This window comes from Lutibacter litoralis (genome assembly GCF_014646675.1).
Taxonomy (GTDB): Bacteria; Bacteroidota; Bacteroidia; order Flavobacteriales; family Flavobacteriaceae; genus Lutibacter; species Lutibacter litoralis.
The window spans coordinates 222,291-242,039 of record NZ_BMNS01000001.1; the positions used below are offsets into that span (position 1 = coordinate 222,291).

The following is a 19,749-nucleotide window of genomic DNA, read 5'->3' on the forward strand; positions in this document are numbered from 1 at the left end:
ATGTTTACCTGTAGGAAGTATCTTTTTAGTTGTTTGTTCTGGTTTTGAGCTTGAAACTGCATTAAATTTTCTAGGATAAATTGTTAAACGTTGTCCAATTTTTAAACGTGTAGAACGCATATTATTCCAGCGTTTAATGCTACTTATAGAAACTCCAAACTTGGTAGCGATTTTACCTAAATAATCACCACTTCTAACTCTGTATACAGTTCTTGAATTTTCCTCAACATATTTTGGTAATGGTTTCTCTCGTTTTGCTTCTTCACTAGCTGCAAACGCATAAATTTCTTTTTCATTACTTAAAAATTTTCCAATGTCCTTTACTGGCAAAGTAAGTGTATGATTTCTATCTTTTCTATAAGGAACAATATCTAATTTATATTGTGGATTTAAAAACTGAAGCACTTCAATATCAACATTTAAGGTTTCGTAAATTTGTTCGAAAGTTAACTGTCTTTTTACTTGAACTGTATCAGTTTCAAAATAAGCAAGTGTATTTTCCCTGGCTTTTATATTGTGCTCATTGGCGTATTCAAAAATATACAAAGTCGCATAAAATGCGGGAACATAATTCGCGGTTTCTCTAGGTAAATTATGTCTGATATTCCAATAATTTTTACTTCCTCCAGAACGTCTAATAGCTTTACTAACGTTTCCAGGACCAGAATTATAAGCTGCTAAAGCTAAATCCCAATCTCCAAAAATTTTATACAAACTAGCTAAATATTTACATGCAGCTTCGGTTGCTTTGTAAGGGTCTGAACGCTCATCTATATAAGAACTCACTTTTAAATCGAATTGCTTTCCGGTTTGGTACATAAACTGCCATAAACCAGTAGCTCCAACTCTTGAGCGTGCCCTTGGTTTAAGTGCAGATTCTACAATTGTCAAATATTTTACTTCTAATGGAACATCATATTTATCTAATTGTTCTTCAAATAATGGGAAATAAAATCGTGCTTTCTCCATTAAGTTTGAAAATGATGATTTTCTTCTTTTTAAATATGTTTTTATTATTTGTTCTAATTGTGGATTGTATTCTATATGAAAAGGGGTTTTACTATTTAAAACTTCCAACCTTTCTTTTAGCAATGCCGTTGGTAACTCTTCTAAATCGGTTACTAAAATTTCGTCATCTCTTAAAACAAATTGAATGGTATCATAAAGCGGAGATTTTATCAATTCATTTAACCATAAACTATCTATTAAAGTGGCTTCTATGTGTTCTTTAAAACCTAAAGAGTCTGTTTTTTTTAGTAATAATGTATCACTATTAGAAAATAGTACTTTAGTATCCTCAATAGATTCAAGTTTGATAGTGTCAGATTTTATTTGTGAAAATCCGACACTATAAAGCAGTAATAATGTAATATTTAATAGATACTTCATTAAATTTTTATTCCTTTAAAAGTTTAGATATTTCATCTAAATTAGGAGCTAAAATAATTTCAATTCTTCTGTTTTTTGCTTTTCCTTCAGAAGAAGTATTATCACTAATTGGCATAAATTCACTTCTACCAGCAGCTGTAATTTGAGTTGGGTTTACACCCTTATTTTTCAAAATTCTAACAATGGCAGTTGCTCTTTTTACCGATAAATCCCAGTTATCTAATAATGTTGAGCCATTGTAAGGTACGTTATCTGTATGTCCTTCAATTAGTACATTTATATCTGGATTTTCAGATAAAACACTTGCCAATTGTTCAACAGCATTTTTACCTTCGGCACCAACAGCCCAACTTCCAGAGTTAAATAATAATTTATTTTCCATGGAAACATAAATTTTTCCATTTTTATGAACCACTGTCAAACCTTTTCCTTCAAAATCCAATAACGCACTTGAAATAGCATTTTTTAATTGCTGCATTTGAGCTTCTTTAGCATTGATCAAAGCTTTTAACTCATCAATTTCTTGAGAACGTTTGTTTAATTCGTTTTGAAGGTTTTCTAAGCGTTCACTCTCCAAAAATAATTTTCGTTCCTTTTCTTCTAATTGAACCAATAAATCTTGGTTTGTTTTAGATTGTTCAGCTAATTTTTTTGAACTTTGAGTTGCTAATACAGCATACGATTCATCTAAATTTTTATATTTATTTTGTAACGATGCAATTTCATTATCCAACGATTTCTTTTCATTTTTTAATGAAGCATATTCGTTTCTGAGTGTTTCCAGATCTGCTTCCAACTCTTTTTTAGCAGCTAATAAAGCATCTTTCTCTTTTATTAATTCTGAATTAGAACTACGTAATTTATTAAACTTTGTTTCTAATTCTTGATATACTTTTTTTGAAACACATGAATTTAATGTGAATACAACTACTAATAACACTGCTATTTTTTTTAACATTATTTTGTTTTTTAATTTTTTATGATTCGATTTCTACAACAATCGGACAATGGTCTGAGTGTTTTGCTTCGGGTAATATATATGCTCTTTTAATGCTATCTTTCATTGGCTCACTTACCATGTGATAATCAATTCTCCATCCTTTATTGTTATTTCTGGCGTTTGCCCTGTAGCTCCACCAAGAATAATGATGAGGTTCTTTGTTTAAATAACGAAAAGAATCTATAAAACCACTGTCTATAAAATTACCAATCCATTCGCGCTCAACAGGTAAAAATCCTGAAACACCTTTCATTTTAGGATTGTGAATATCAATTTCTTCATGACAAATATTATAATCTCCACAAATAATTATATTTGGAATTTCTTTTGTTAAGCTATTCACATATTCCTGAAATTCAGACATATAGTTTAGTTTAAAATCTAAACGAGCATCATTTGTTCCAGAAGGTAAATACAAGCTCATTACCGAAAATTTATCAAAATCTATCCGTAAATTTCTACCCTCAAAATCCATAGATTCAATACCAGTACCGTATTCTATATGATTAGGCTTATGTTTAGATAAAATTGCAACACTACTATATCCTTTTTTCTCTGCAGAAAACCAATAATGATATGGATAACCAGCGTTTTCAAACAATTCTAAATCTAACTGATCTTTATGTGCTTTTGTTTCCTGAATACAAACTACATCTGGATTAGCTGCTTCTAACCACTCTATAAATCCTTTTTTTAATGCGGCTCTAATTCCGTTTACGTTATATGATATTATTTTCATTTTTTAATTTACTATAAAAAAATTTATGAATCTTGACATTCCTGTGAAAGCTGGAATCCATAGAGTGTGTAAATGGATTCCTGCCTACTCAGGAATGACAAACGTTTATTATTTTAAATACTCTTCTCTCAATTTCCTTCGCATTACCTTGTTTGATGCTGTTCTAGGTAATATCTCAATTTTTATTAAATCTGTTAATTTAAATAAAGGGTTCAACTTATTTTTAATACTGTCTTTAGCTTGTTGAAAACGTTCTTCAACATTTATTTTAGAAGAGTTTTCGACATAATACACTACCAAAACACTTGGCCCACCTTCTTTTGGAGCAACTGCAATTGCTGCAGATTCCTTTACAAAAGAAAGTTTATTTATAACTGCTTCAATTTGAATAGAACTCACTTTTATTCCGCCTAAATTCATAGCATCATCAACTCTTCCTTGCATTTTATAATAACCGTTTTCCAATTGTTCTAATTGATCACCATGCCTTCTCAATAATTTACCTTCATATTTTGGTGTATTTTTATAATATACATCATAGTGATTACTGTTAAGTAATGTATTTGACAAGCCCATTATTGGAGGAATTAAAAATAACTCCCCTTTTTTAGTTTTATTGTTAGTTTCATCTAATAATATAAATTCGCCGCCCAATGCCTGACTAGAAAATGTACTCGCAATATTTGGCTGAACAACTGTACTTGTAATATAACCACCTCCAATTTCTGTACCGCCACAGTACTCTATAACAGGTTTGTTATTAGCTAATTGCATTAAATAGTTCATTTCTAAAGGGTTTGAAACTTCTCCAGTAGAACTATAACATTGTATAGCATTCCAATTAAATTGTTCCATGCATTTTGAGCTCTGCCAATACTTTACAAAACTTGGAATTACACCCAACATAGTAACTTTTGCATCTTGCACAAATTGACCAAAATTAGCATCTGTTGGCGTTCCATAATACAATGCAATGGAGGCTTTATTTATTAATGAAGCAAAAACCAGCCATGGCCCCATCATCCAACCTAAATTTGTTGGCCAACAAACCACATCATTTTTATGAATATCTTGATGATAATAACCGTCGCTTGCAGATTTTATTGGTGTTGTATGTGTCCAAGGAATTGCTTTTGGTGCTCCTGTGGTACCCGAAGAAAATAAAACTGTTATAATAGCCTCTGGATTTTGTATTACAGTGTTAAAATCAGTTTTCGAACTTAAAAAAGTATCCAAAAAAACATCTTCTTTTCTTAAATCAAATTTTTCTTTTGACGTTTTTATAACAATTGTCTTTGGAGCATTTGCATCCACAACTTTTTGATAAAGCGGTAATTCTTTTTCACCTCTTTTTAATACATCTTGTGTGAAAATCACCTTAGGTTTTGTAATATTTAGACGAATTTCAATTTCATTTGGAGTAAAACTATCTGCTATAGTTACTATTGGCATTCCAGCTTTAATTCCTGCTAAATAAATTGCAACAGCTTCTAAGGTCATTGGCATATTAATAGCAATTTTATCACCCTCTTTTAACCCTAAATCTTGCAATCCGTTTGCAATTTGGTTTACTAATTTTAAAAGCTCCTTTTGCGTAATCTTCTGAAGTGATTTGCCTTCTTCTTGAAAAATTACAGCAGTTTCATTATCTTCATTTTGAAAACAAGAATCTACTATATTTAGTTTAGAATTTTTTAACCATGCTGCATTCTCAACTCCTTTTGAAGTGTCTACAATTGAAGTGTAGTTTTGCGCTAATTTTATTTCTAAATTTTTAACGGTAGCTTCCCAAAAAGTTTCTTTGTTTGCAACTGACCATTTCCAAAAATCTTTATACTCATCAAAACCATAATGTTGCATCATTTTATAAATGTTGCTACTTTCAATTATTCTTTTTGAAGGTTTCCAAACAGTCTTGTCCATAATAATACTTAAAATTCAGGATCTTCATCTATCGAGTTTTCTAAATCCTCTTCAGTTTCTCCAGTTTTTGAGCAATCAATTTCAATACTTAAATTTTCTGGTTTATCAAACTCTTCTAAACTCACATTTAATTTTGGATCTGCGTATAATTTTTTATAATACAATGCCCAAATTGGCAATGCCATAGTTGCTCCTTGTCCAAAAGTAATACCTGCAAAATGTGTTGCTCTGTCTTCACCGCCAACCCAAACACCTGTTGCTAAATTAGGTACAATTCCCATAAACCAACCATCCGATTGATTTTGAGTTGTTCCTGTTTTACCAGCAATTGCATTAGTAAATTGATATGGGTAACCAGTTGCAACATCTTGTGGATATTTTGCCCATCTGCTTCGCAAACGAATTCCCGAACCAGATTGTGTTACACCTTCTAATAAATTTATAATTACATAGGCAGATTCTTCACTTAAAACCTCTTTAGAATTTGGTGTAAATTGTTGTAAAACAGTACCGTTCTTGTCTTCAATTTTTAAAATCATCATCGGTTCTACGCGTAATCCTTTATTTGCAAAAGTAGCATAGGCACCAACCATTTCAAATAACGATAAATCTACAGATCCTAAAGCAATTGCCGGTACTTCAGGAATTTTTGATGTAATCCCAGCTCTATACGCCAAACTCGCAACATTTTTTGGGTGTACCATATCAATTAATTTAGCAGTAACCACATTTACAGACCCTGCCAACGCTTCTTTTAGAGTAAGCTCACCTCCGTAATCATCTGTTGCGTTTTTAGGTGTCCAGTCTTCTGGCATTGCATATTTTTCTTTTGGAATTGTATACAATGTGTTTGGAAATTTTGCACAAGGAGATAAATTTAATTGATTAATTGCTGTTGCATATACAAACGGTTTAAATGTTGAACCAACCTGACGTTTTTGTTGTTTTACAGCATCAAATTGAAAATGTTTGTAATTAACGCCCCCAACCCACGCTTTAACATGTCCAGATTCTGGCTCAACAGATAATAATCCTGCTCTTAAAAATTGCTTGTAGTATAAAATTGAATCTTTTGGTGACATAATAGTGTCAATATCTCCTTTCCATGAAAAAACTTTCATATCTGTTTTTTCTTCAAAAGAAGCTTTTATTTCTTTTTCGGAAGCTCCATTATTTTTCATGCGTCTCCAACGATTAGAACGCTTCATTGCTTGCTCTATAGTTGTTGCAATTTGCTTTTTATCGATGTCGTAAAACGGAGCAGTTTTATTTCGTTTTTGTTCCTTATCAAATACACGTTGTAAATTAGACATATGTTCTGCCATAGCCTCTTCGGCGTGTTGTTGCATGCGAGAATCTAATGTTACATATATTTTTAACCCATCTCTATGCAAATTGTAATCTGTACCATCTGGTTTTGGATTATTCTTAATCCATGTTTTCATAAAATCACGTAAATATTCTCTAAAGTAAGTAGCTTTTCCATCGCTATGACTTTCTCTATTTACATTTAATTCTAAGTCTTTTTGCTTTAAAGAATCTTTTAATTTTTCTGAAATAAAATTATTTCTATACATTTGGTTTAACACCACATTTCGGCGTTTACGAACCAATTCAGCTCTTCTTAATGGATTGTAATAAGAAGCATTTTTAAGCATTCCAACCAACATTGCAGATTCCGAAACTGTTAAATCTATAGGTTCTTTTCCGAAGTAAATTCTTGATGCTGAACGAATTCCAACTGCCAAATTTAGAAAATCGTACTTATTTAAATACATTGTTAAAATTTCTTGTTTGGTATATTGTCGCTCTAAACGCACTGCAACAACATATTCTTGAAATTTTTGAAATACCCTTTGAACAATATTTTTAGAACCTTCTCCATGTACCAAAAGTTTTGCAAACTGCTGCGTAATGGTACTCCCTCCTCCACCTTTTCCTAGCTTTGCAATAGCACGTGCGGTTGCTTTAAAATCTACGCCAGAATGTTCGTAAAAACGTTCGTCTTCCGTAGCGATTAATGCTTTTATTAAATTTTTAGGTAAATCTTTGTATTTAACCGGTGTTCTATTTTCTTTAAAATATTTTCCAAGAGTTTTTCCATCAATAGAAATAACTTCGGTTGCTAAATTGTGTTCTGGGTTTTCTAACTCCTCAAAAGATGGTAGTGTACCAAAAAGTCCCCATGATGCAAATAAAAATAGTAATATTACCGAAGCGACACCTCCTAATATGGTTATCCAAAACCACTTTATATACTTTGAAAAATTAGTGCTAGCTGTTTCTTTTTTTGTCATTATTTAGTTACTTTTTCTATACTTAAACCTACATCTGTAATTCCATTTAATGGAAGTTGTCCTTCAATATCTTTGATACTTCTAGTAGCGTGTTCAATATTAAATTTATAGTCTCCTTTTTCAGAAAATAATACATTCTCTTTATAAAAAAGTTTGTTTTCCTTTAACTCTGTAAACCCCGATCCCAACCAATTTCCTTCAGTATCTGTCATTTCATATTCTAAGGTATCTATTACCTGAAATCCGCTAGGAAATTCAATTTTTGCAATTAAAAACAGTGAACTAAATTCATAGTCCTTGTTATTTCTCACATTTATAAACACATTTTTTTTTGAAATAGTATCTGTATTGTTTACAATAAACGCTATTTTATTATTTGAAAACCATTTATGGGAATCAATAGATGTATAGCTACTGTACTCCGTTTTACCTGAACAGGACACTAGAAGTAACATACATAATAGTATCTTTAAATAGTTATTCTTTATTAGTATTGTCTGCACTTTTTCTAGGTGGTCTTCTTTTTTTATTTCTATTAGGTTTTTTTCCTTGCTGATTTTCTTTGTTCGCATTGTTTCCAGCTGGATTTGTAGTTTTCTTTTGCTGATTTGGGTTAACTTTTGGTTTTTGAGCTCCGGTAGCTTTTTTCTGATTAGGATTTCGCTTCTGATTAGGGTTTGGCTTTTGTTTTGGAGCTCCAGCAGCTTTAGGTCTTTGATTTGGGTTATTTTGTTTTGCTCTTTGTTTATTTTTTCCTTTATTTCTACGTTTTTGAGCTCTTTTAGGAACATCAAAACGCGTTAAACTATCTTGCCCAACTACATTTTCAAAATCTGTTTTAATTGCTTCAACTAAATCATCTTCATAATCTTCAAGTGATGTTGCTTTTTCTTGATTTTTGTTTAAAGCAATAATTTCTTGAACTTGCTCTAAGGTTAATTTAAACCATTTACTTCTATTTTCAATATAGGTGTACCAAAGTAAACCTTTAAAAATATCCATTTTAACAAAACTTGCATTCCCTTTTTCAGTTCTTAGAATAGTATCTTGTTTTGGAAAACCTTTGAGCGCATCTAAATAGGTATCTAATTCGTAGTTTAGGCAGCATTTTAATTTTCCACATTGCCCTGCTAATTTTTGAGGATTTAAAGATAGTTGTTGATAACGTGCGGCGGTTGTATTTACTTTTCTTAAATCAGTTAACCAAGTAGAGCAACATAATTCTCTACCACAAGAACCTACACCACCTAAACGGGCCGCTTCTTGACGTAAACCAACCTGTTTCATTTCAATACGAATATTAAAAGCACCTGCTAAATCTCTAATTAATTGTCTAAAATCTACACGATCATCTGCGGTATAATAAAAGGTAGCTTTATTTCCATCTCCCTGATATTCAACATCCGAGAGTTTCATTTTTAAACCTAATCGACCTAATATTTCACGCCCTTTATATTGCGTCTCGTATTCTTTTGCACGTGCCGCTTGCCAAATATCAATATCTTTTTGAGTGGCTTTACGGTATATTTTTTTAATTTCTTCACTATCGGTTGCAATTCCTTTTTTCTTCATTTGAACTTTTACAAGTTCTCCCACTAAAGAAACAGTACCAATATCGTGTCCAGGATTCCCTTCAACTGCAATTACATCGCCTATTGAAATTTGTAATTTATCTGGGTTTCTGTAAAAATGCTTTCGCCCGTTTTTAAATCGTACTTCTACAATATTTAATGATTCTTGTCCTGTGGGCAGGGTCATATTAGACAACCAGTCGAAAACTGAAAGCTTTTCACAGTCTCCAGTACCACAACTTCCATTACTTTTACATCCTTTCGGAACACTATTTATATCTGAAGAGCAACTATTACAGCTCATATATTCTAAATTATTTATTAAGTTAAGTAGAATTGAAAATTCAATCCTACAATCTTCACTAATTTGTAAAGATAAATTAAAAATGCTAACTGTAAAACGTTAAAAAATGGTTTTTAAGTTTGTTTTACATCAATAATTTTTACCGGACAGGCTTCTTTTGCCTTAATACTATCATTAAAAATAGTTTCGTCTGGCGATTTAATGGTAAAAAATCCTTTTTTTTCTTTGGAATGTAGCAACACAGATTTGCCGTCTTTTTTAGACATTTGAAACTGAGCAGGAGCTAACTCAACACAGTAATTACAACCAATACACTTGGCTCTTTGCAATGTGATAATTACCATTTAAGCTTCAACTTTGTTTTCAACAATTTTATACAATTTATCTGAAGGTCTAATTCTAAATTCTAAAGGAATGGTGCACGAATCTCCTTTGGAAGCTTTTTCACCTTTTACATCATTGACAAACATTTCCTTTATTTCCATTTCTTGCGCGCCGGTTGTTGGACCCGTAATTAAAATAGTATCGCCTATAGCAATATCATAGGCTTCAATTTTAAATTCGCCAATAGTTGCTTTTGGAAAATAATGCATTCCTTTACCAACGTATACTTTCTTTTGTGTTGCATGACTTCCAGAACCTTTACTCCATTCACCCAATTGTTGTCCTAAATAATAACCACTCCAAAATCCGCGATTGTACACTTTTTCTAACTCTTGCATCCAAGAAACCACTTTTTCTTTACTATATGTACCAGCTTCAATACTATCTAATGCATCTCGGTAACATTTTATCACTTTTGCAACATATTCTGGTGCCCTACCTCTTCCTTCAATTTTTAACACTTTTACACCAGCATCAGCAATCTCATTCAAAAAATCTATGGTACATAAATCTTTTGGGGACATAATATATTCATTATCCAATTCCATTTCTATACCAGTTTCTTGATCTATAACCGTATACTTTTTTCTGCAATTTTGTTTACAAGCACCCCTATTTGCTGAAGAATTATGCGTATGTAAACTCATATAACACTTCCCAGAAACTGCCATACACAAGGCTCCGTGACCAAATATTTCAATTTCCACCAATCTTCCTGCCGGACCACAAATATTTTCTTTTTCAATTTGGTCAGTAATTTTTTTAACCTGACGCAAACTCAACTCTCTACTTAAAACCATAGTATCAGCAAACATGGCGTAAAATTTTACCGTTTCAATATTGGTGATATTTATTTGAGTTGAAATATGAATTTCCATTCCAATTTCTCTAGCTGTAGCAATAACTGCCTGATCCATTGCAATAACCGCCGTAATATCTGCATCTTTTGCCTGTTGAATCAAGGTTTTAACAATGGTTAAATCGTGATCGTATATAATCGTATTTAACGTAAGATAACTTCTAACATTTTTAGCTTTACATCTGTCTGAAATTTCTTGTAAATCGTCTAACGTAAAGTTAATAGAAGCTCTCGCTCGCATATTTAATTGTTCCACACCAAAATAAATGGAATCTGCTCCATTATCCAATGCTGCTTGCAATGATTCAAAGTTTCCGGCAGGCGCCATTAATTCTATTTTCTGCATTTTTATTTTTTATAAGTTAAAACTTCTGAACGTCCTTTTTTAAAGATTTTATTGCTGTTAGGAATTCCTTTTCGCAACTCTTTTTGAACTTCAAGAGGTAATTTAATAATATCTTGACAGGCTGTTGAGCAACAAGTATTCATTTTTTTAGCACATTTTTCGCATTGAATAAACAATAAATGACAAGCTTCGTTAGCGCAATTGACATGTGTATCGCAAGGTTCTCCGCATTGATGACAATTGGCAACAATATCATTAGAAATCCGCTCGGACATTCTATGATCGAAAACAAAGTTTTTACCAATAAATTTATTTTCTAAACCTTTATTTTTAACTTGTCGGGTATATTCTATAATTCCACCCTCTAATTGAAAAACATTTTTAAATCCTTTATGCTTGTAGTAAGCGCTTGCTTTTTCGCAGCGAATACCACCAGTACAATACATCAACAAATTTTTATCTTCTTTATGGTCTTTTAACTGAACCTCGATAATATCTAATGAATCTCTAAACGTGTCAACATCTGGAGTTACAGCCGTTTTAAAATGTCCAATTTCACTTTCGTAATGATTGCGCATATCAACACAAACAGTATTTGGATCTTCTAGTAATTTATTAAAACCCTCAGCATCCAAATGAATTCCAATATTGGTAACATCAAAGGTTTCATCATTTAAACCATCGGCAACAATTTTGTCTCTAACCTTTACGGTCAGTTTTAAAAAAGATTTATTACCCTGTTCAATAGCAATATTTAAACGGCAATCTTTTAAAAAAGATATGCTGTCTAACTGACTTTTTAATGCTTCCAAATTTTCAGAAGGCACAGAAATTTGTGCATTAATACCTTCATTAGAAATATATGTTCTTCCTAATACGCTTAGTTTGTTCCATTCAATAAATAAATGGTCTCTTAGTATTTGTGGGTTTTCTATCTTATAATATTGATAGAATGAAATGGTTAAACGGTCTTTTCCCGCCTCATCAATTAAATGAGCACGTTCTTGTGCGCTTAACTTATTGTACAGTTGCATGCTATACTTTTTTAGTTAAACAATTTGAGGATATTAAAACCTAATATCCTTTTAATTTTTGCAAAAATACATTTTTTCATATAACTATTGGTAATTCAGCTCGATAATACTTTTTTTAACAAAAAATTATTTATTTGTTAATTTTCAAATAATTAGGGGTTTTTGTCACGTTTTTTTATAAAATTTGCAAGCAATATTAAAAATTAAATTTAAAATAAATGAAAGTAGCTGTTGTAGGTGCCACAGGAATGGTAGGCAATGTAATGTTAAAAGTTTTAGCGGAACGCAATTTTCCAATTACAGAATTATTACTAGTAGCTTCGGAGCGTAGTGTTGGAAAGCAATTAGAATATAAAGGAAAACAATATACAATTATTGGTTTACAAGATGCTGTTGATGCAAAACCTGATATTGCTTTATTTTCAGCAGGTGGAGCCACTTCTGAATTGTGGGCACCAAAGTTTGCCGAAGTTGGATGTACAGTTGTAGATAATTCTTCAGCTTGGAGAATGGACCCAACAAAAAAGTTAGTAGTTCCAGAAATTAATGGAAACGTTTTAACAAAAGAAGATAAAATTATTGCAAATCCTAATTGCTCTACTATTCAATTAGTAATGGCTTTAGCACCATTACATACAAAATATAAAATGAAACGTTTGGTTGTTTCAACCTATCAATCGGTTTCTGGTACAGGGGTAAAAGCTGTTGAACAATTAGAAAACGAAACAAATGGAGTTAAAGGAGAAATGGCATACCATTATCCAATTAGTAGAAATGCAATTCCGCAGTGTGATGTTTTTTTAGAAAACGGATACACTAAAGAAGAAATGAAATTGGTTAAAGAACCTAAGAAAATTTTAGGCGATGATTCTTTCTCGGTAACTGCAACTGCAGTTCGTATTCCAACAGCTGGTGGACATTCTGAAGCTGTAAACGTACAATTTGAAAATGATTTTGATGTTGCCGATGTACGAAAATTATTAAGCCAAACTCCAGGGGTTATTGTTCAAGATAATTTAGATACAAATACGTACCCAATGCCAATTTATGCGCATAATAAAGATGAGGTTTTTGTTGGAAGAATTAGAAGAGACGAATCACAATCAAACACATTAAATATGTGGGTAGTTGCAGATAACTTGCGTAAAGGAGCCGCAACAAATACCATTCAAATTGCAGAATATTTGGTTGCGAATGAATTAGTGTAAAAATATAGTAAATAAAAAAACTGCAGATTATTTAAATCAGATAAGACATACAATAATATGTTTTATCTGATTTTTTTGATTCATAATACGCGATAACTATAGAATACTACAATAACTTTGATCTACAAATTAAACCTGCAAAACAAATATCTATTTTAACAACCAAGCTAATTTCAATTAGCTATTTCAAAAAATTAGTACTTGAAAAACATTACCTGCAAAACATTTAATTTTTTTCAATTATTAAAGACTATTTAATCTTTTATTATATTTGTTCTTTATTCTTCAATAAAACAACTGTTCAGTTGAATATTATGTAAATTAGTTTGTTTTTGTTTGTAACTTTAGTTACTTTTACATTAGCTAACTAACTAATTCAAAAATGAAAAACATACCTTCTAGAAGGTTGTTTTTGCGAAAATCCGCAATAGCAACCACGGGTGTATTACTATTATCTTCATCTTCTATTGCAAATACATTAACTAACACCGACAGTCCTTTTGACGGTTACAATCCTTATTCAGAAGAAAAAACAGATTTAAGAATTTCAACTTTATTTGGAAAACACTTAACTGTAAAAGGTAAAATCTACAATAAAAATGGAACTTTCCCTCTTTCTAATGCAATAATAGAAGTTTGGCATTTATCGCCAAATTCAACAAAGTTTAAGCATCGGGCAAAATTAAAAACCAACAGTTTTGGTGAATATAGTTTTACTTCAGATTTTCCAAACAGAGAACAGGGTAAAATGCCTAGAATATATTTTAAAATTTCCAATAGTGAAACTTATTATTTCACAGAACTAGTAATAAATCGTACAGGAGCTCATATCACTGATAAGCATTGGCATGACAACCAATTACTAAAAGAACACCTTTTTCCCATTACTGAAGAGTTTGAAAATTACTCTTCCGTTACATTTAACATATCTCTTTAATTAAATTTTAAAATTGTCATAAAAATGACATTCGCATTAACAATTAATAAATGATTTATGTACACATTAAACATTAAAAACAACTATCCATGGGCAATTACTGTTAATGGAAACAAAATAATTAACGATCAAGGAGATTCTGCAGGTTTAAAAAATCAAGGTAATTCTTATGTAACTATCCCTGGAATTGGTAAAATGGCATTTATTGATCTTGTCGATAAAAAAATTACTGGATACCCCTTTATTAAAGAAACTTGGGACATTTTAATAAGAACGAGCAATGTTGAAGCGTATTACCGCTATAAAGGCCGAAGAGAGTTGTCAGCGGTTATTGACCAATATGAAACCTGAACCCTTTCAACGTCTAATGGAACTCTTATACATATTATCATGCCAGAACTTATTATACAATAAAAATTAAATTATTAACTATTAAAAAATTAAAATTATGGAACCATTTTTAGGACAAATTACAATGTTTGGAGGAAACTTTGCTCCAAGGGGTTGGGCTTATTGTAACGGACAACTACTAGCTATCTCACAAAACACCGCATTATTTTCAATTTTAGGAACCACCTATGGTGGAGATGGAAGAACAACTTTTGCGTTACCAGATTTACGTGGTAGAGCACCAATTAATTCTGGTGGTGGTAGTGCAGGGCCAGGTCTTTCACCTAGACCTTTGGGGCAAAGAGGAGGCGCTCAAGATGTGACCTTAAACCAAACTCAAATGCCTAATCATAATCATGCTAGTCAAATTGCAGTGAATTCAAGTACCGGTGGTGAATCTAACCCTTCTGGTCAGTTTATTGCTGCCCACTCAGGAGCATTTAGTGAGGAATCTTCATCTGGAAGCAATTTAAATGGATTAACTATTGGTGCTGCTGGTGGCAATCTATCTCATCCAAATATGCAACCTTACTTAGCTGTTAATTTTATAATAGCCTTAGTAGGAATTTTCCCTTCTAGAAATTAAAAATTATATGAACTTTAATAATGGAATATTACTATGTAAATCGGATTTGCTTCCATCACTTGAATTATACTTTCTAAATAGTTTAATACAAGTTTTGAACCATCGTAACAGAAATAATGTTCCTCCTTTAATTATTGAAAGTATTGGTAATGCTGCGAATGATTTTCGCATAAAAATTACTAAATGTATGCAATCTAAAATAATTACAACAACCAGAGATTTATTAATCTATACTAATTTTAATGAATCTCTAATATTACAATTTAAACTCCGAAATTTTGAACATCTTAAAACTATTTATCAAAATACAGTTATAGAAACTATAGATATTTCATTAAGTAAAAGTTTTATCAAAAATTTGAAAAGTCACCTTTACAGGTAGGCAAAACCCCTATATCTGTACCTAAAAAAATTTATTATGAAAAAAAATACTTTTATTACATTAATGACTATTCTTTTTATAGGAATAACTCATGGATTTTCTCAAAAAGTTGCAGTTATTGGTATCAATCATAATTCTTCATCTCCAAATACTGATGGTTTTAGTTTTGTTGCTTTGGAAGATTTACCTTCGGGAGAAGTAATTTACTTTACTTCAAATGAATACGATGCAACTACAAATGTTTTTACCTATAACGGCGCTCCAACGGGTGAAGGTGTAGTTGTTTTTACTTCAACTTCAATTATTAGTAAAGGAACTGTCATTTTTGTTGATGAAACAGGCACATCAACCGATGTATTTACTGTTAGTTGTTCCGGAGGAGGAGCTTGTGGAACTGCAACATTTCCTGCAGCAACTGAAAGTTTTCAATTGGCTACTAATGGAGATAGCATTTATGCATATTCAGATACAAATTCAAACCCGGTTGATGGAATTGGAGAAATTTATGCCGTACTATATACCGGCACAGGAGAAGCTCCTGGTCAAAATGGAGGAACTATCCCGGCAAATGAAAATCCTACGCAAGGAGGAGACCACCCAAATGCCATAGTTATAGATGGGTTTCCTGATGATGGAGATATTAATATTGGACCTGATAGAGTGGAATATAAATTTAATCCTGCTTCTTTAAGAGACGCTATAAGTAAAATATCGCTTGAAAATCCAATCAATTACTTATGGCAAGTTTCTAGTCAAGATTTATCCATTGTCCCTTTTACAAATTTAAACTTATCTGGAGCAAACCCAATTGCAACTATTTCTGTTTCTCCAACTTCATTAAATGAAAATAGTGGCTCATCATATATTTACACTTTTTCTTTAGACACTAATGCAGCTGCAAATACAACCATTAATTTTTCCGTTAGTGGAACAGCAATATTAAATACCGATTATACACAATCTGGAGCTACAACTTTTAATGCTTCAACTGGAACTGTGGTAATTGCTAGTGGAACGAACTCAAAAACAATTACAATTACCCCAACAGGTGACACAACTTTAGAACCAAACGAAAACATCTCAATTACCTTAACTGCTGGAAGTGGTTACGATGCTGGAAGCCCAAGCATTGCAACTGCTACAATTGTAAATGATGACTCAATTGCAGTCACTCCTTTAATAGCTATTACTGGAGTTAACACTGATACAACTGAAGGATTTTCTTTTGTTGTATTAGATGATATTACAGCTGGAACAACCTTTCATTTCACTGATAATGAATTTAACAACACTACTCTTACTTTTAGCTCTGGCGAATTTGTCGCTTCTTGGACAGCACCAGCTGGAGGTGTTTTAAGAGGTGAAGTTATTGTTGTAAAAGAAACTAGCACAAATTTATTCACAACCTATTGTAATAGTGGAAATTGCGGCTCAGTAACATTACATAGCGGTAGCTTTTCTTTAGCCGCTAATGGAGAAACATTAAGTGCTTATAAAGATACTGACAATGATCCGACCAATGAAATTACCAACATACAGGCTGTTTTGTTCACAGGAAACAGCTCTTCAGGAGATAATATTCCTTCCATTGAAGACCCTACTAATACTTACGTTGGCTCTATTTTAGTTGATGGATTTGCATCTATAGCTCCAAACAGAACAGAATATGATCCGTCCAAACGGAACATAACTGTTGATCAAGCTAATTTTCAAAATACTTCAAATTGGTTGCATGCACAAACCAATCAAGATCTTTCAACTGTACCTTTTAATAATATTATTATTTCAACAGGTTCTCCTAACCCAGTACTAACTTTAACTAATTCGCCTTCTACAGTAGTTGAAGATTCAGGAACAGGAATGGTTTATACATTTTCTCTAAGCGCTAATGCAACAAGTAATATTGTTATTAATTTTGATGTTTCAGGTATGGCTACCTTTACTTCAGATTACACTGTTACTGGCGCCACAACATTTAACGCAACTAATGGAACAGCAACAATAGCAAATGGAACCAATTCAGTTACTGTAACAATTACACCAGTTGCAGACACTGATGTTGAAACCCAAGAAACCATAAAATTAACAATAGCTTCAGGTACAGGTTACGATGGAGGCTCTCCAAATGAAGCAATAGGATATATTAATAATGACGACACCAGTAATTCGGATCCTCTTGTTGCTATAACTGGAATTAATCATACAGATCCTGATGGGTTTTCTTTTGTAGCTGCAAAAGACATCCCAGCCAACACAACTATTTACTTTACTGAAAATTCTTTTAACAAAAACACATTATTGTTTGATTCTGGAGATGCTATTTTATCTTATACATCTCCTTCTACAGTAATTCCTAAAGGTGATGTAATTATAATTAAAGAAACTTCTCCTGATACATTTTCAATTAATTGCAATGGAAATTCAGGAGCTGCTTGTGGAAGTATTTCTTTAATCTCTGGAAATTTTTCCCCTGCTACATCTGGAGAAACATTTTATGCATATGAAGATAATGACAATGACCCCACTAATGGTGTAATTGATATTTATGCAGTTATTTATACAGGAAATGGAAGTTCTGGGAGTTCAGGAGGAGCAATACCTAGTTTAGAAGATCCTTCAGGAATTTATTTAAGCGCATTAGTAATTGATGGTTTTCCTACTACACAACCAAACAGAACAGAATACGACCCTACAAAACGAAATATACTTGTGGATCAAGCAAATTTTGAAAATACTGCTAACTGGATTTATGCACAAACGAATCAAGATTTATCAACAGTACCATTTACTATTTTAAATATTGTAGATACCACTCCTCCTAATGCTATATGTAAAGCATTTACAGCTCAAATAGGCACTTCAGGAACAGTAACAATCTCTGCATCAGATATAAACGACGGCTCATCTGATAATGTTGGAATTGCTTCAATGAGTGTTAGTCCAAATACATTTACATGTTCAGATGCTAGTGCTACTCCAATTAACGTTACACTAACTGTTACAGATGCTGCAGGAAATAGTGATACTTGTATCGCTCAAGTAACTATAGAGGATAATTTAGCAGCAAATGTTACATTTACAGCTCCTACAGACTTATGCTTAAATACAAATATACAAACTGGATTAGGTGGTGGAAACCCTTTAGGTGGTATATACTCTGGTGCCGGAGTAATTGATGATGGAAATGGATCAACTTATAGTTTTGACCCTGCTGTTGCTGGTGTTGGAACACACTCAATAACTTATACTTATACCAATGCAAATAATTGTAGTTATGCAGCTTCAGATAATATCGAAGTTTTTGCTCTTCCAACCGTCACTTTTACAGCCCCAGGAGACCTATGTGTCAATGCTGTAACACAAACTGGACTTGGCGGTGGAAACCCAAGTGGTGGGATATATTCAGGTGCTGGAGTAACTGATGATGGGAATGGATTAACTTATAGTTTTAACCCTAATGTTGCTGGTGTTGGAACACACTTAATAACTTATACTTTTACTAATACTAACGGATGTACTGTGAGTAAATCTGATGATATAGAAATCTTTGCTTTACCAATAGTTACTTTTACGGCTCCTTCCGATTTATGTATCATTGTTGGAATTCAAACTGGACTTGGTATTGGAAACCCAAATGGTGGAGTATATTCAGGGACTGGAGTGACTGATAATGGAAATGGATCAACTTATAGTTTTGACCCAAGTATTGCTGGTGTAGGAACACATATTTTAACGTACACTTATACAAACACAAACAGCTGTTCTGTAAGTGCTTCAGACGATATTGAAGTCTTTGCTTTACCAACTGTAACGTTTACAGCACCAGAGAGTCCTTATTGTCCTAACACAACAACAACCAACCTTGCAGGAGGATTTCCAACTGGAGGTGTTTACAGTGGCCCTGGAGTTATTGATAACGGTGATGGAGAAACATATACTTTTAATTCAAGCGTATCTAGTGAAGGAACTCATACCATTACCTATACATTTACAAATACTAATGGATGCACATCTAGTGCCTCTAACAATGTTACTGTTGAAGATATAATTCCTCCAACAGTACTTACTAATGATATTACTTTAGAATTAGACGAAAATGGAACCGCTTTAATTACTGCTGAGCAAATAAACAATGGCTCTTTTGATTATTGTAGTATTGAAAGTTTATCTTTAGATAAAACAACTTTTGATTGCACTAGCGTTGGTAAAAATACAGTTACTCTTACCGTAACCGATATTAATGGAAATAGTGCTAATACTACTGCAGTTGTAACTGTGCAAGACAACATTGCTCCCACTGCTAGTGCGCAAAATGTCACAATTGAATTAGACGAAAATGGAACCGCTTTAATTACTGCTGAGCAAATAAACAATGGCTCTTTTGATAATTGTAGTATTGA

Annotated in this window: 16 protein-coding genes; 5 read left to right on the forward strand and 11 right to left on the reverse strand. The window is 32.4% G+C overall.

Annotated features, from left to right (window positions below):
- From IEW75_RS00960 to trhO, 10 genes are all read right to left on the reverse strand, one after another.
- Positions 1–1,389: lytic transglycosylase domain-containing protein (locus IEW75_RS00960; protein WP_229714364.1), on the reverse strand; the 1,389-nt coding region annotated here is incomplete at its 3' end.
- A gap of 7 nt (positions 1,390–1,396) precedes the next feature.
- Positions 1,397–2,347, reverse strand: a complete 951-nt coding sequence (locus IEW75_RS00965; RefSeq protein WP_134248172.1) for an OmpA family protein — start codon at positions 2,345–2,347, stop codon at positions 1,397–1,399.
- Between the two features lie 19 nt (positions 2,348–2,366).
- Positions 2,367–3,128, reverse strand: coding sequence for an exodeoxyribonuclease III (locus tag IEW75_RS00970; protein WP_134248173.1), 762 nt, complete (start codon positions 3,126–3,128; stop codon positions 2,367–2,369).
- Positions 3,129–3,236: 108 nt separating this feature from the next.
- Positions 3,237–5,051, reverse strand: coding sequence for an AMP-binding protein (locus IEW75_RS00975; RefSeq protein ID WP_134248174.1), 1,815 nt, complete (start codon positions 5,049–5,051; stop codon positions 3,237–3,239).
- Between the two features lie 8 nt (positions 5,052–5,059).
- Positions 5,060–7,348 carry a penicillin-binding protein 1A gene (locus IEW75_RS00980; protein ID WP_188703945.1) on the reverse strand — a complete coding sequence of 763 codons (2,289 nt, stop codon included), beginning with the start codon at positions 7,346–7,348 and terminating at the stop codon, positions 5,060–5,062.
- Positions 7,348–7,920 carry a gliding motility lipoprotein GldH gene (locus tag IEW75_RS00985; protein ID WP_134248176.1) on the reverse strand — a complete coding sequence of 191 codons (573 nt, stop codon included), beginning with the start codon at positions 7,918–7,920 and terminating at the stop codon, positions 7,348–7,350. Before IEW75_RS00985 ends, IEW75_RS00980 begins: the two co-directional genes overlap by 1 nt.
- The gene (locus IEW75_RS00990) at positions 7,826–9,223 is read right to left on the reverse strand and encodes a PSP1 domain-containing protein (RefSeq protein WP_134248177.1); all 1,398 of its coding nucleotides are present in this window, start codon (positions 9,221–9,223) and stop codon (positions 7,826–7,828) included. The genes IEW75_RS00985 and IEW75_RS00990 overlap by 95 nt, the downstream gene beginning before the upstream one ends.
- A gap of 113 nt (positions 9,224–9,336) precedes the next feature.
- On the reverse strand, positions 9,337–9,567 hold the full coding sequence (locus IEW75_RS00995) for a ferredoxin (protein WP_090223513.1): 231 nt from the start codon (positions 9,565–9,567) through the stop codon (positions 9,337–9,339).
- Positions 9,568–10,812: a peptidase U32 family protein gene (locus IEW75_RS01000; RefSeq protein ID WP_134248178.1), complete on the reverse strand. Its 1,245-nt coding sequence runs from the start codon at positions 10,810–10,812 to the stop codon at positions 9,568–9,570.
- Between the two features lie 2 nt (positions 10,813–10,814).
- On the reverse strand, positions 10,815–11,846 hold the full coding sequence (trhO, locus tag IEW75_RS01005) for an oxygen-dependent tRNA uridine(34) hydroxylase TrhO (RefSeq protein WP_134248179.1): 1,032 nt from the start codon (positions 11,844–11,846) through the stop codon (positions 10,815–10,817).
- 218 nt (positions 11,847–12,064) lie between these two features.
- On the opposite strand from trhO, the gene IEW75_RS01010 reads away from it, so the two are divergent.
- The 4 genes from IEW75_RS01010 (at position 12,065) to IEW75_RS01025 (ending at position 14,967) form a co-directional block, all read left to right on the forward strand.
- Positions 12,065–13,054 carry an aspartate-semialdehyde dehydrogenase gene (locus IEW75_RS01010; protein WP_134248180.1) on the forward strand — a complete coding sequence of 330 codons (990 nt, stop codon included), beginning with the start codon at positions 12,065–12,067 and terminating at the stop codon, positions 13,052–13,054.
- 382 nt (positions 13,055–13,436) lie between these two features.
- Positions 13,437–13,991, forward strand: coding sequence for a peptidase associated/transthyretin-like domain-containing protein (locus IEW75_RS01015; protein ID WP_134248181.1), 555 nt, complete (start codon positions 13,437–13,439; stop codon positions 13,989–13,991).
- Positions 13,992–14,048: 57 nt separating this feature from the next.
- Positions 14,049–14,342, forward strand: coding sequence for a hypothetical protein (locus IEW75_RS01020; protein WP_134248182.1), 294 nt, complete (start codon positions 14,049–14,051; stop codon positions 14,340–14,342).
- Positions 14,343–14,439: 97 nt separating this feature from the next.
- Entirely contained in the window at positions 14,440–14,967 is a 528-nt protein-coding gene (locus IEW75_RS01025; protein WP_188703947.1) for a phage tail protein, read from the forward strand.
- A gap of 3 nt (positions 14,968–14,970) precedes the next feature.
- Here the strand turns inward: IEW75_RS01025 and IEW75_RS01030 are convergent, their stop codons facing one another.
- Entirely contained in the window at positions 14,971–15,138 is a 168-nt protein-coding gene (locus IEW75_RS01030) for a hypothetical protein (RefSeq protein WP_158283787.1), read from the reverse strand.
- Positions 15,139–15,385: 247 nt separating this feature from the next.
- Between IEW75_RS01030 and IEW75_RS01035 the strand changes: the two genes are divergently transcribed.
- Positions 15,386–19,749: beta strand repeat-containing protein (locus IEW75_RS01035; protein WP_308423291.1), on the forward strand; the 4,364-nt coding region annotated here is incomplete at its 3' end.

Coding starts and splice junctions, on each gene's coding strand:
- IEW75_RS00970 (WP_134248173.1), bottom strand. CDS start 3,128: ATGAAAATAATATCATATAACGTAAACGGAATTAGAGCCGCATTAAAA.
- IEW75_RS01015 (WP_134248181.1), top strand. CDS start 13,437: ATGAAAAACATACCTTCTAGAAGGTTGTTTTTGCGAAAATCCGCAATA.
- IEW75_RS01010 (WP_134248180.1), top strand. CDS start 12,065: ATGAAAGTAGCTGTTGTAGGTGCCACAGGAATGGTAGGCAATGTAATG.
- IEW75_RS01030 (WP_158283787.1), bottom strand. CDS start 15,138: ATGCGAAAATCATTCGCAGCATTACCAATACTTTCAATAATTAAAGGA.
- IEW75_RS01020 (WP_134248182.1), top strand. CDS start 14,049: ATGTACACATTAAACATTAAAAACAACTATCCATGGGCAATTACTGTT.
- trhO (WP_134248179.1), bottom strand. CDS start 11,846: ATGCAACTGTACAATAAGTTAAGCGCACAAGAACGTGCTCATTTAATT.
- IEW75_RS00985 (WP_134248176.1), bottom strand. CDS start 7,920: ATGCGAACAAAGAAAATCAGCAAGGAAAAAAACCTAATAGAAATAAAA.
- IEW75_RS00990 (WP_134248177.1), bottom strand. CDS start 9,223: ATGAGCTGTAATAGTTGCTCTTCAGATATAAATAGTGTTCCGAAAGGA.
- IEW75_RS01025 (WP_188703947.1), top strand. CDS start 14,440: ATGGAACCATTTTTAGGACAAATTACAATGTTTGGAGGAAACTTTGCT.
- IEW75_RS00980 (WP_188703945.1), bottom strand. CDS start 7,348: ATGACAAAAAAAGAAACAGCTAGCACTAATTTTTCAAAGTATATAAAG.
- IEW75_RS00995 (WP_090223513.1), bottom strand. CDS start 9,567: ATGGTAATTATCACATTGCAAAGAGCCAAGTGTATTGGTTGTAATTAC.
- IEW75_RS00965 (WP_134248172.1), bottom strand. CDS start 2,347: ATGTTAAAAAAAATAGCAGTGTTATTAGTAGTTGTATTCACATTAAAT.
- IEW75_RS00975 (WP_134248174.1), bottom strand. CDS start 5,051: ATGGACAAGACTGTTTGGAAACCTTCAAAAAGAATAATTGAAAGTAGC.
- IEW75_RS01000 (WP_134248178.1), bottom strand. CDS start 10,812: ATGCAGAAAATAGAATTAATGGCGCCTGCCGGAAACTTTGAATCATTG.